Consider the following 12,603-nt stretch of genomic DNA (forward strand, 5'->3'; position numbering starts at 1 on the left):
TATTGAGGTCACTACATGGAATTGCTGCTGGATCCCCACATCTGGATCGGTCTGTTTACCCTGATCGTTCTGGAAATCGTGCTCGGGATCGACAACCTGGTCTTCATCGCCATCCTGGTGAAAAAACTGCCTCCCGCCCAGCGGGACAAGGCCCGCATCATCGGCCTGTCGCTGGCCCTGCTGATGCGCCTGGGGCTCCTGAGCGTCATGTCCTGGATGGTCACCCTGACCACCCCCATACTGCACATCTGGGATCACCCCTTCTCCGGGCGGGACCTGATCCTGATGGGAGGCGGCCTGTTCCTGCTGTTCAAGGCCACCTCCGAGCTGCACGAGCGGCTTGAGGCCAAGCCGCCCGAAGAGGGGCCGGTCGGCGTCTATGCCAGCTTTGGGGTGGTGATCACCCAGATCCTGGTGCTGGATGCCATCTTCTCGCTGGACTCCATCATCACCGCCGTCGGCATGGTGGAACAGCTCGGCGTCATGATGGCGGCCGTGACCATCGCCATGGTGGTGATGGTGCTCGCCTCCAAGCCGCTGACCCGCTTCGTCAACGCCCACCCCACAGTGGTGGTGCTCTGTCTGAGCTTCCTGTTGATGATCGGCTTCAGCCTGGTGGCGGAAGGGTTCGGTTTCCATATTCCGAAGGGCTACCTCTATGCGGCCATCGGCTTCTCGGTGCTGATCGAGTTCTTCAACCAGCTATCCCAGCGCAGTGCCGAGCGCCACGAGGCCAAGCTGCCCCTGCGCGAGCGCACTACAGCCGCCATCTTCAAGCTGATGGGCAGCAAGGCGTATCAGGACAAACCGGACGACGATCTGGATGCCCCCGCCCCCGAGCCGGTGAGCTTTGGCGAGGAGGAGCGCTACATGGTGACCGGGGTGCTGTCGCTGGCCGATCGCTCCATCCGTACCATCATGACCCCGCGCTCCGAGATGGCCTGGATCGACGTCAACGACACCGATGACGAGATCCGCGCCCTGCTGAAGCAGGAGCCCCACAGCCTGTTCCCGGTCTGTGACGGCGATCTGGACGAGGTGATCGGGGTGGTCAAGGCGCGCGATCTGCTGTTTGCCCTCAACGAGGGGCAGTCCCTGAGCGCACTGGCCAAACAGAACGACCCCATTATCGTGCCGCAGACCATCAACGTGATCAGGTTGCTGGCGGAGCTGCGCCAGGCCAAAGGCAGCCTCATCCTGGTGGCCGACGAGTTCGGCATCATCCAGGGGCTGGTGACCACCCACGACCTGCTGGAGGCCATCGTCGGCGAGCTGCCCGATGAAGATGAAACGCCGGACATGGTCCGCGACGGGGCTGGCTGGCTCATCAACGGCAGCACCAACATCCACCACGTGGAGCAGGTGCTGGAGCACGAAGGGCTGGTGAGCGAGAGCGACGAATACGTGACCCTCGCCGGCATGCTGCTCTCCCACTTCGGCACCCTGCCCGCCCCGGGCCAGCAGCTGCAACTGCAGCAGCTCTGCTTCGAGGTAGTCGAGGTGAGCGAGCGGCGTATCGAGCGGGTGCGCGTCATGCCGCTGGCGGCCTGACGCCATCTCGTAAACCCTGCTGCAAAAGGGGACCTTGTCGGTCCCCTTTTCTATTTATCCCCCCCTTTCTCCTCTCTCATTTCGCCATTGCTGTCATCAGCGCAATTCTTTTCTGCAATTACCCCTCTTTTTCGCAAGGGATGCCAGCACTAGAGTGAGCCCATCATCACCATGAGGAATTCACCATGCACCACGATCACCTGTTCTGCCCTCTGCGCCTCGGCCAGCTGCACCTCAACAATCGCATCGTCATGCCCCCCATGACCCGCTCCCGCGCCAGCCAGCCCGGAGACGTGGCCAACGCCATGATGGCCACCTACTACGCCCAGCGCGCAGGGGCCGGTCTCATCATCAGCGAGGGCACCCAGATTGACCCCATGGGCAAGGGCTACGCCTGGACGCCGGGGATCCACAGCGCCGAACAGGTGGCCGGCTGGAAGCTGGTGACCGACGCCGTGCACGCCAAGGGCGGCACCATGTTCGCCCAGCTCTGGCACGTGGGCCGGGTCACTCACCCCGACAACCTCGGCGGCGCCCAGCCCATCTCCTCCTCGGCCATTCAGGCCAAAGGGGTCAAGGTGTTCGTCGACAACGGCAGCGACGCCCCCGGGTTTGTCGAGACCGTCACCCCGCGCGCCATGACCCAGGCCGACATCGACCAGGTGGTGGGGCAGTTTCGTCAGGCGGCCCGCAACGCCATGCTGGCCGGCTTTGACGGTATCGAGCTGCACGCCGCCAACGGCTACCTCATCAACCAGTTCCTCGACTCCGAGTCCAATACCCGCACCGATGGCTACGGCGGCTCGCTGGAGAACCGGCTGCGTTTCCTCAAGGAGGTGACCGAGGCGGTTTGCAGCGAGATCGGGGCCGACCGGGTCGGGGTGCGCCTCGCGCCGCTCACCACCTTGAACGGCACCGTGGATGCCAACCCGCAGGAGACCTATCTGGCCGCCGCCCGCCTGCTGGGCCGGCTCGACGTGGTCTACCTGCACGTTGCCGAGGCGGACTGGGACGACGCCCCGCTGATGGCTGAGAGCTTCAAGCAGGGGCTGCGCGATGCCTTCCCCAACACCCTCATCTACGCAGGCAAGTATGACGGCGAGCGCGCCCGGGCGGCGCTCGAGGCGGGCTGGGCCGACATGATAGGCTTCGGTCGCCCCTTCGTGGCCAACCCAGACCTGCCCGAGCGGCTGCGCCACGGCTATCCGCTGGCCCCTCACGATCCGGCCACCCTGTTCGGCGGTGGCGAGAAGGGCCTGACCGACTACCCGACCTATCAGGCGGCCGCCCAGCCCCACTCGGCCTGAATCAAACCCGCCCAGGCATAAAAAACGCGCCCACCATCACTGGTGGGCGCACCGTTTTTACTTTTCATGCGAGCCAACGCTCAGTAGAGGCTGACCCCGTAGCAGGCGGCGTAGCTTCTGATCTCCCGGGTCAGCCGCGCCTTGTCGGCCAGGCTCAGCCAGCTCGCCTCGACGGCATTGAGTGACAAACGGCAGAGCTGGTTCATGCTGGCCCCCAGCTCATGGGCCAGAGCGTGGAAGTTGGCGTTCATGTAGCCGCCGAAATAGGCGGGGTCGTCCGAGTTGATGGTGACGCACAGCCCCTGCTCCAGCAAATTCAGTACATTGTGGTGGGCCATCTGGTCAAACACCTTGAGGCGGGTGTTGGAGAGGGGGCAGACGGTGAGCGGCAGCCGGGTATCGGCGAGATAACGCAGCAGCTCGGGATCGTCGACGCAGCGTACCCCGTGATCAATGCGTCGCACCTCCAGCTCCCGGATGGCCTGCCAGATGTAATCCGCCGGCCCCTCTTCGCCGGCGTGGGCCACCACCGGCAACCCCAGCTCGCGGCAGCGGGCAAAGACCCGGGCAAACTTGCCGGGCGGATTGCCCTTCTCCCCCGAGTCGAGGCCGATGCCGTGAATGCGCGACAAGAAGGGAGTGGCCTCTGTCAACGTGGCGAAGGCCTCCTCTTCGCTCAGGTGGCGCAAGAAGCTCATGATGAGCCGCCAGCTGATGCCAAACTCTTTCTCCCCGCGCTGCAGCGCCCGCTCGATGCCGCCCAGCACGGTGGCAAAGGGCACGCCGCGGGCGGTGTGGGTCTGGGGGTCGAAGAAGATCTCCACGTGCACCACCTTGTCGGCTGCGCAGCGCGCCAGATAGGCCCAGGTCAGATCGAAGAAGTCCTGCTCGGTGACCAGCACGCTGGCCCCCAGGTAGTAAAGATCGAGGAAGGATTGCAGACAGTCGAACTCGTAGGCGGCGCGCACGCTGGCCACGTCTGGCCAAGGCAGGGCCACGCCGTTGCGCTGGCCCAGGGCAAACATCAGTTCCGGCTCGAGCGAGCCTTCAATATGGAGGTGCAGCTCCAGCTTGGGCAGACCGGCAATAAAGTTATCCATGATGACGGCTCCATCAGTGCACAGACAGCGGGACCCGCCAGTGGCAGAGCGGCTCCCTCCCCTGCAATTGATTGTGCACCTATCTCTGTTTATGGGGGAGACTTGTCATCAAACAGACTTATAATGGCGTCACAAAAACAACATAACTATTTGAAGATCTTGAGAGTTGGCGCAACTTTCCGCCGCCTCTTGCGCCTACACAAGGAGTCCCCATGAAGAAAAGCGTCATCTGCGACATCGACGGCGTCATCCTGCACAACAACGATCTGGTGCCGGGCGCCGACCGTTTCGTCCACCGCCTGCTGGAGCAGGGCAGCAAGCTGCTGTTTCTGACCAACTACCCGGCCCAGACCCAGAAAGATCTGCAAAACCGCTTCCGCTCCGCCGGGATCGAGGTACCGGAGGAGTGCTTCTACACCTCCGCCATGGGCACCGCCGACTTTCTCAAGCGCCAGGACGGCAAGAAGGCCTATGTGATCGGTGAAGGGGCACTGACCCACGAACTCTACAAGGCCGGTTTCACCATCACCGACATCGATCCCGACTTCGTGGTGGTGGGCGAGACCCGCAACTACAACTGGACCATGATGCAGTTGGGGGCCAAGTTCGTGGATCAGGGGGCCCGCTTCATCGCCACCAACCCGGATACCCACGGCCCCATGATGCACCCGGCCTGCGGCGCCCTGTGCGCCCCCATCGAGCGGATGACCGGCAAGAAGCCGTTCTATGTGGGCAAGCCGAGCGCCTGGATCATCCGCGCGGCGCTCAACCGGATGGAGGCCCACTCCGACGACACCATCATCATCGGCGACAACCTGCGCACCGACATTCTGGCAGGCTTCCAGGCTGGCCTCGAGACGGTGCTGGTGCTCTCCGGGGTGAGCAAGGTGGCCGACATCGACCGCATGCCGTTTCGGCCGAACCACATCTTCGACTCAGTAGTGGACATCGACATCGTCTGACCCGCGACCCAGGATAGAGAAGAGGGCAGGCCGGCCCTGCCCTCGCAGGAAACAACATGGAACCCATTCTTATCGCCGTGGCCTTCGGCTGCGGCATGCTGGTCAACCTCATCGGCCTGCCGCCCCTGCTGGGCTTTCTGGCCGCCGGCTTCATCCTCAACGCCATGGGCTATCACAACACCCCGGCCCTCAGTGAAGTGGCCGATCTCGGCGTCACCCTGCTGCTGTTCACCATCGGCCTCAAGCTCAACGTCAAGATCCTGATGCGGCGCGACGTCTGGGGCACCACCAGTTTGCACCTGCTGCTCTCCACCCTGCTCTTTACCGTGGTGCTGCTGGTGTGCAAGGGGCTCGGGCTGGCGCTGGCCATGTCGCTCGACTGGAAGCTGGCGCTGCTGCTGGGCTTTGCCCTCTCCTTCTCCAGCACAGTATTTGCGGTCAAGGTGCTGGAAGAGCGCAGCGACATGAACGCCCTCTATGCCCGTCTCGCCATCGGCGTGCTGGTGATGCAGGATCTGTTCGCGGTGGCCTTCCTGGCGGTCTCCAGCGGCGAGTGGCCCAGCATCTGGGCGCTCTGGATCCTGGGGCTGCCGCTGCTGCGCCCCTTGCTGCTGAAACTGCTGGAGCGGGCCGGTCACGGCGAGCTGCAGGTGCTGTTCGGGATCTTCCTGGCGCTGGTGGTGGGGGCCGCCGGCTTCGAGGTGGTGGGGCTCAAACCGGATCTGGGGGCACTCATCATCGGCATGCTGATCGCCTCCCACCCCGCCTCCGCGGGGCTGGCCAAGTCGCTGTTCAACCTCAAAGACTTGTTTCTCATCTGCTTCTTTCTCACCATCGGCCTCAACGGCCTGCCTACCCACGACACCATGTTGCTGGCGCTGGCACTGGTGCTGGCCCTGCCGCTCAAGAGCGCGCTCTACTACCTGGTCTACAGCGGCGCCCACCTGCGGGTGCGTACCGCCCTGCTCTCCACCCTGGCGCTCACCAACTTCTCGGAGTTCGGCCTCATCGTCGCGGCCATCGCCGCCAAGGCGGGCTGGATCTCCCACGAGTGGCTGGTCGCGCTCTCTCTGGCGCTGGCGGCCAGCTTCATGATCTCGGCCCCCCTCAACGGCCAGAGCGAGCGCATTTACCATCGGCTCGGCAACTGGCTGCGCGGCATGCAGGCCACCACCCTGCACCCGGAGGACAGGCCCATCGAGCTCGGCGATGCCGAGGTGATCATCCTCGGTATGGGGCGGATCGGCCAGGGCGCCTACTTCGAGCTGGAGAACAAGTACGGCACCGTGATCCTCGGGGTGGAGAACGACAGCGACAAGCTGCCCACCCTGCGCGCCCAGGGCATGAACGTTATCGAGGGGGATGCCACCGATACCGATTTCTGGGACAAGGTGCTGCTCTCCAACCAGGTCAACCTGGTGCTGCTGGCCATGCCTCACCACTCGGGCAACCTCTACGCCATCGAGAAGCTGCGCAGCCACGGCTTTGCCGGCAAGATTGCCGCCATCGTCCGCTTCGAGGACGACATCGCCTCCCTGAAAGAGCAAGGGGTGGATGCGGTGTTCAACGTCTACGACGAAGCGGGCAGCGGCTTCGCCCGCCACGTCATCAAGCGGCTGCAGCCACTCTGAAGGGCGGGAGCAGCCCCTTGGCAAGGAGGACGCTATCGTTTACGTTATGCGTAACCTCGTTTAATAAAACGAACAATCACGGGGCCAGGATGGCCCTGTTTTTTATCCCTTGCCAAGGAGGCAGCATGAAGACCCTCAACGACTGGATCCTGCTCGACCGCCACGAGGTGGCTCCCACCCCGCTGATGCCCGCCCCCGATCGCCTGCGCGCCGGCAACCCGCGCCAGACGGTGTGGAACCACTACTCCGACCCGAGCCAGCAGTTCCATGTCGGCTTCTGGAGCTGCGAGCCGGGGCGCTGGGCCATCCACTACACCGAGCATGAATACTGCCAGCTGCTGGAAGGCGAGGCAGTGATCCACGACGGCCAGGGCGGCAGGCTGCCCCTCAAGTCCGGCGACCAGTTCGTCATTCCCGCCGGCTTTGTCGGGGAGTGGGAGACCCTCACCCCCTGCCGCAAGCTCTATGTGATCTTCGAACCCACCAGCTGACGTTCACGTCAACCTCTTCTCTTTTTTCCGGCGGCCGGACGGGTCGCCGCACTCCCCTACCTGCTTGACGCTTACGGCATGATTTTCTGCGGTTTTCCCGCTTGCAAAAGGTTTTTGCACTAGGCATTGTGATTGGCGAGGAATGTAAATGGAATTTCGAGCCCGAACGTGGGGGGCTCATATAAAAATCAAGAGGATTACCGCCAATGTGTTCTATTTTCGGCATTCTGGACATCAAATCCGATGCGGCCGCCCTGCGCAAATCGGCGCTGGAGATGTCCAAGCGATTGCGTCACCGCGGTCCTGACTGGTCCGGCGTCTACAGCTCCGACAAAGCCATTCTGGTGCACGAGCGCCTGGCCATCGTCGATCCGGGCAACGGCGCCCAGCCGCTCTACAACCCCGAGCGCACCCATGTGCTGGCCGTCAACGGCGAGATCTACAACCACAAGGAGCTGGAGAAGAACCTCAAGGTCGACTTCCAGTTCCAGACCCACTCCGACTGCGAGGTGCTGCTGGCCCTCTACAAGGAGAAGGGCCCGGCCTTTTTGGACGATCTCAACGGCATCTTCGCCTTTATCCTCTACGACGCCGAGCAGGATGCGTACCTGATTGGTCGCGACCACATGGGGATCATCCCCCTCTACACCGGTCGCGACGAGCACGGCAACTTCTATGTCGCCTCCGAGATGAAGGCGCTGGTGCCGGTCTGCAAGAGCGTCGAAACCTTCCCGCCGGGACACTACCTGTGGAGCAAGGATGGCGAGCTTAAACAGTGGTACAAACGCGACTGGATGGAGTACGGCGCGGTCGAGCACAACGTCAGCGACAAGGCCGAGCTCAAAGCGGCCCTGGAGGCGGCGGTCAAGCGCCAGCTGATGTGCGACGTGCCCTACGGCGTGCTGCTCTCCGGCGGGCTGGATTCGTCCGTCATCTCCGCCATCACCAAGCTCTATGCCGCCCGCCGGGTGGAAGACGATGGCAAGAGCGAAGCCTGGTGGCCGCAACTGCACTCCTTCGCCGTCGGCCTGGAAGGCTCGCCGGATCTCGCCGCCGCCCAGAAGGTCGCTGATCACCTCGGCACCATCCACCACCAGATCCACTTCACCGTGCAGGAAGGTCTGGATGCCCTGCGGGACGTCATCTATCACCTCGAGACCTATGACGTCACCACCATCCGCGCCTCTACGCCGATGTACCTGATGGCCCGCTACATCAAGGCGATGGGGATCAAGATGGTGCTCTCGGGCGAGGGCTCCGACGAGCTGTTCGGCGGCTACCTCTACTTCCACAAGGCGCCCAACGCCCGCGAGTTCCACGAAGAGAACGTGCGCAAGCTCGCCTCTTTGCACCTCTATGACTGCCTGCGCGCCAACAAGTCGATGGCCGCCTGGGGGGTGGAAGGCCGCGTGCCCTTCCTCGACAAGGAGTTCATGGACGTGGCGATGCGTCTGCAACCTGCCGACAAGATGTGCGGCAAGGGCAAGATCGAGAAGCACATCCTGCGCGAAGCGTTCGAGGATCTGCTGCCCCATGAAGTGGCATGGCGCCAGAAGGAGCAATTCTCCGACGGCGTAGGCTATTCGTGGATCGACAGCCTGAAAGCCATGGTCGAGCAGGAAGTGACGGATCAGATGTTCGAGGCGGCGGCCTTCCGCTTCCCCGTCAACACCCCGCTTACCAAGGAGGCCTACTACTACCGCGCCATCTTTGACGAGCACTTCCCGCTGGAGTCCGCCGCCCGCACCGTGCCCTATGGCAAGTCGGTCGCCTGCTCCACCCCGACTGCGCTGGAGTGGGATGCCAAGTTCAAGGAGATGGCAGACCCGTCCGGTCGCGCCGTGATGGACGTGCACCAGCAGGGTTACTGATCTGCCGGCGACCTCCTTTGCCTCAATGCCAAGCCCCTCCTGCGAGGGGCTTTGTTTTTTCCCGCCGACCCATTCCCGCTTTTTGCATAACAAGGGCCCAACTCGCCCTTGGCGGCCGGGCTCGCTCGTGTCACATTGTTGCGGCTTGGAAGCAACCACAACAACACAAGGAGCACGTGATGAACCGACTGCTATTGCCGCTGGTGCTTGGCACCGCCCTCTTTCATGGCGAGGCGTACAGCGCCGACCACCTCTGGAGCCAGACCCTGCCCGATTACAGCCAGGGCTATGACGAGCAGCGGGATCCGGCCCGCGATCTCGCCGCCGCCACCGCCAAGGCCAGTGCAGAGGGCAAGAAAGTCCTGCTGCTGGTGGGCGGCGAGTGGTGCAGCTGGTGCCAGGAGATGAACCACTTTCTGGACCAGAAACCCGATCTTGCCGGCCAGCTCAACCGCACCTTCGTGGTGGTCAAGGTGAACGTCAGCAAACAGAACAAGAACGAATCCTTCCTCAAAGGTTATCCCGAGTACCTGGGGGTGCCCCACTTCTACGTGCTGGATGGCAAGGGCAAGCTGCTCGAATCCTTCAACACCGGGCTGCTGGAGAAGGGGGACAGCTACGACGGGGAGAAATTCGGCAAGTTCATCGCCTATTTCCAGCCCAAGCCCACCCGCGGCTAGCGAGCCCCTGATATGAAAGCCTCGCACGATCGGCTGACGGTGCGGGGCTCGATAATTGAAACCTGGCAGGAAGGCGCAGCCTCAGGGCTGGGCATCCGGCTGATTGGCGGGGGCGGCCTTGATAAATGCCTGCAGCTGCTCGCAGTTGGCGACGATGCGGTTGATGGTGGGATAGTCTTCCAGCGACATGTCGTAGCGGCGAGCGTTGTAGACCTGGGGCACCAGCATGCAGTCCGCCAGGGTCACCTCGTTGCCGACGCAATAGATGCCGGCAGTGGTCATCAACAGCTGCTCCAGCGCACTGAAGGTTTCGTCAATCCAGTGGCGATACCAGGCCGCCTCCTGCTCCTTGCCCGCCCTGAGATGCTCTCCCAGGTAATTGAGCACCCGCAGGTTGTTGAGGGGATGGATGTCGCAGGCGATCATGTTGACGATCTGGCGTACCCGGGCCCGCTCCTCGGGGGCGGACGGCATCAGCGGGTGAGCGGGGTAGGTTTCGTCGAGGTACTCCATGATGGCCACCGACTGACCCACCTGCACCTCGCCATCCACCAGAAACGGCACCAGCCCCTGGGGATTGAGCCGGCGATAGGCCTTCTCGCGCTGCTCGCCCTGCCGCAGATTGACCGGATGCTGCTCGTAGTCGAGCCCCTTGAGCTGCATCACGATCCGCACCCGATAACTTGCCGATGAACGCCAATATCCAAACAACTGCAACATACTTTGTCCCTGTGTTGACAGGTACATGGACACCTGCCGCTCACCCGTCGGCCTCGTGTCCATGCCGGCCCCTTCACTTCGTCTGACTGGCCTCTGCCGGCGTGACCCGCTGCAAAATGGTGCCAAACAGACTCATCCCGTTGCGATCCTGCATCGCGATGGACACTGTATCACCAAAGCGCAGAAAGGGTGTAGTGGCTTGACCTGACTCGATAATTTCCAGCATCCGCAGCTCGGCGAGGCAGGATGAGCCGCGGCTTCTGTCGTAGTTGGAGACGGTCCCCGAGCCGATGATGCAGCCCGCCCCGAGCGGCCGGGTCTTGGCGGCGTGGGCGATCAGCTCATAAAAGTTGAAGGTCATGTCCACCCCGGCGTCGGGGGCCCCGAACAGGGCGCCATTGAGGTGGGTCTCGAGGGGCAGATGCACCTTGCCATCTCGCCAGTCATCCCCCAGCTCGTCCGGAGTGATGGCCAGCGGCGAGAAGCTGCTGGAGGGCTTGGACTGGAAGAAGCCGAAGCCCTTGGCAAGCTCACCCGGAATGAGGTTGCGCAGGCTCACGTCGTTGACCAGCATCAGCAGCTTGATGTGGCCGGCGGCCGCCTGCGGGCTGGTGCCCATCGGCACGTCGTCGGTGATGACGGCGATCTCCGACTCGAAATCGATGCCCCACTCCTCCGACCCCATCGGGATGGACCCCCGCGGCGGCAGGAAGCTGTCCGAGCCCCCCTGGTACATCAGGGGATCGTGCCAGAAGCTTTCCGGCATTTCGGCGCCGCGCGCCTTGCGCACCAGCTCCACGTGGTTGACGTAGGCGCTGCCGTCGGCCCACTGGTAGGCACGCGGCAGCGGGGAGAGACAGGCCGTCTCGTCGAACGGGAAAGCATCGGCGCAGGCGCCATCGTTGAGCTGCTGATAAACGGCGGTCAGCTTGGGCGCAAGCTCGGCCCACTCGTCGAGGGCAGCTTGTAGGGTGGCCGCAAGGTGCGGCACGCGCACCGCGCGGCTCAGATCGCGACTCACCACCACCAGGGCGCCGTCCCGTTTGCCATTGTTCAGGGTTGCCAGTTTCATAGGGATTCCTTTTATTTGCCGTTGGTGGCGGGTGTGAGTTCCGGGCGCAACCAGCTGGTGACATAACGCGGGTTCTCCACCCCGTCACACAGGCTACCGACGTTGAGCGCATCTCGGGTATCGAGCATCACCGCCACCTCGTCGGTGAACTTCTTGGTGTAGGCCTGACCCGCCGCAAACGCCTTGGGATGGGGACCGTGGGTAAACCCGGCGGGATGGAAGGTGACCATGCCCCGCTCTATGTTGTCCCGACTGAAGAAATCCCCGGCGTGGTAGAAGAGCACCTCGTCGTAGTCGTCGTTGCTGTGGTAGAAGGGCACCTTGAGGGCGCCGGGATCGCTCTCGATGGGGCGCGGTACGAAGGTGCAGACCACGAACCGGCTCGCCACGAAGGTGGAGTGAGCCGACGGCGGCAGGTGATAGCGGTGGCTCATCAGCGGGCGGATGTCCCGCCAGTTGAGGCGCACCACGCACAAGTCCCCGTGCCACCCTTGCGCATCCAGCGGGTTGAACGGCCAGGTGATGACCGACACCTGGTTGTGGCGCTTGACCTGCAGCGACCAGGGATTCTCATCCTGCTGGGCCAGGAAGCGCTCGTTGATGGCGGGTACATCGAGCGCTGCCGGGTCGAAGATGGCGTGATTGCCCACCAGCCCCTTGTCCGGCAGCTGGTAGCTGTCGTTGGTCGCCTCGATCATCAGGATGAAGAGGGGGGCCGTCGGCTCGATGCGCCACATGGTGCCGCGGGGGATCACCAGGTAATCGCCATCGCGCAGGGTCAGGTGACCATAGTCGCAGTAAAACTCGCCGCTCCCCTCGTGGATGAACAGGAGCTCGTCGCCATCGGCGTTGCGCACCAGAAACGGCATGGGCTCATGCAGGCGCCAGATGCGGTAGCGGCAGTGGGGGTTGCTCAGAATATCCGGCATCACCCAGGGGGAGAGAGAGCTCACCTCCTCGCCCAAGGCGTTGAGATCGAACAGGCGCGGGCGCAGCGGCCCCTCCCAGTTGATCCAGTCGGTGGGGGCATGCTTGTGGTGCATGTGGGTGGCCGGCCCGAAAAAGCCGGAGCGGCCCAGTTCACGCTCATAGATGGCCTGCTCGGGCAGGTCGGCATGAGCCTGACGGGAGTGGGTCCCCTCCCGGTGGGGAAAGTTAATCCAGTTACGCATTGCCAACCTCCCTTGCCTGACCGACAACCTGCGCGTGGCGGCTTTC

At 63.3% G+C, this 12,603-nt stretch carries 11 protein-coding genes; 7 read left to right on the forward strand and 4 right to left on the reverse strand.

All coding sequences use genetic code 11. From position 1 onward, the window contains the following. The first annotated feature begins 15 nt into the window (after nt 1-15). Both AB5Y81_RS14000 and AB5Y81_RS14005 read left to right on the forward strand, forming a co-directional pair. Nucleotides 16-1,551, forward strand: a complete 1,536-nt coding sequence (locus AB5Y81_RS14000) for a TerC family protein (protein WP_279484177.1) — start codon at nt 16-18, stop codon at nt 1,549-1,551. A 185-nt stretch (nt 1,552-1,736) separates the two neighbouring features. Then, entirely contained in the window at nt 1,737-2,858 is a 1,122-nt protein-coding gene (locus AB5Y81_RS14005; RefSeq protein WP_279484176.1) for an alkene reductase, read from the forward strand. Between the two features lie 80 nt (nt 2,859-2,938). Here the strand turns inward: AB5Y81_RS14005 and AB5Y81_RS14010 are convergent, their stop codons facing one another. Beyond that, the gene (locus AB5Y81_RS14010) at nt 2,939-3,958 is read right to left on the reverse strand and encodes an adenosine deaminase (protein ID WP_279484175.1); all 1,020 of its coding nucleotides are present in this window, start codon (nt 3,956-3,958) and stop codon (nt 2,939-2,941) included. A gap of 212 nt (nt 3,959-4,170) precedes the next feature. Between AB5Y81_RS14010 and AB5Y81_RS14015 the strand changes: the two genes are divergently transcribed. The 5 genes from AB5Y81_RS14015 to AB5Y81_RS14035 all read left to right on the forward strand — a co-directional run bounded on the left by AB5Y81_RS14015 (nt 4,171) and on the right by AB5Y81_RS14035 (nt 9,593). Beyond that, nucleotides 4,171-4,920, forward strand: coding sequence for an HAD-IIA family hydrolase (locus AB5Y81_RS14015; protein WP_005302324.1), 750 nt, complete (start codon nt 4,171-4,173; stop codon nt 4,918-4,920). 56 nt (nt 4,921-4,976) lie between these two features. Continuing rightward, nucleotides 4,977-6,551, forward strand: a complete 1,575-nt coding sequence (locus AB5Y81_RS14020) for a cation:proton antiporter family protein (protein ID WP_005302326.1) — start codon at nt 4,977-4,979, stop codon at nt 6,549-6,551. Nucleotides 6,552-6,676: 125 nt separating this feature from the next. Beyond that, nucleotides 6,677-7,042 (forward strand): cupin domain-containing protein, encoded by a 366-nt coding sequence (locus AB5Y81_RS14025; RefSeq protein WP_279484174.1) that lies wholly within the window; start codon nt 6,677-6,679, stop codon nt 7,040-7,042. A gap of 206 nt (nt 7,043-7,248) precedes the next feature. Next, nucleotides 7,249-8,913, forward strand: coding sequence for an asparagine synthase B (gene asnB, locus AB5Y81_RS14030; RefSeq protein ID WP_010633616.1), 1,665 nt, complete (start codon nt 7,249-7,251; stop codon nt 8,911-8,913). Between the two features lie 179 nt (nt 8,914-9,092). Continuing rightward, nucleotides 9,093-9,593: a thioredoxin family protein gene (locus tag AB5Y81_RS14035; RefSeq protein ID WP_279484173.1), complete on the forward strand. Its 501-nt coding sequence runs from the start codon at nt 9,093-9,095 to the stop codon at nt 9,591-9,593. An 81-nt stretch (nt 9,594-9,674) separates the two neighbouring features. On the opposite strand, the gene maiA is transcribed toward AB5Y81_RS14035, so the two are convergent. The 3 genes from maiA to AB5Y81_RS14050 all read right to left on the reverse strand — a co-directional run bounded on the left by maiA (nt 9,675) and on the right by AB5Y81_RS14050 (nt 12,557). Continuing rightward, a complete protein-coding gene (gene maiA, locus AB5Y81_RS14040) occupies nt 9,675-10,313 on the reverse strand; it encodes a maleylacetoacetate isomerase (RefSeq protein WP_041203201.1) in 639 nt (212 codons plus the stop codon). A 73-nt stretch (nt 10,314-10,386) separates the two neighbouring features. Next, entirely contained in the window at nt 10,387-11,385 is a 999-nt protein-coding gene (locus AB5Y81_RS14045) for a fumarylacetoacetate hydrolase family protein (RefSeq protein WP_054544656.1), read from the reverse strand. A gap of 11 nt (nt 11,386-11,396) precedes the next feature. Next, complete coding sequence (locus AB5Y81_RS14050; protein ID WP_010633612.1) at nt 11,397-12,557, reverse strand: homogentisate 1,2-dioxygenase; 1,161 nt, start codon at nt 12,555-12,557, stop codon at nt 11,397-11,399. Between the last annotated feature and the right edge of the window lie 46 nt (nt 12,558-12,603).

It is taken from the genome of Aeromonas sp. s2 (assembly GCF_040907935.1).
Classification (GTDB): domain Bacteria; phylum Pseudomonadota; class Gammaproteobacteria; order Enterobacterales; family Aeromonadaceae; genus Aeromonas; species Aeromonas dhakensis.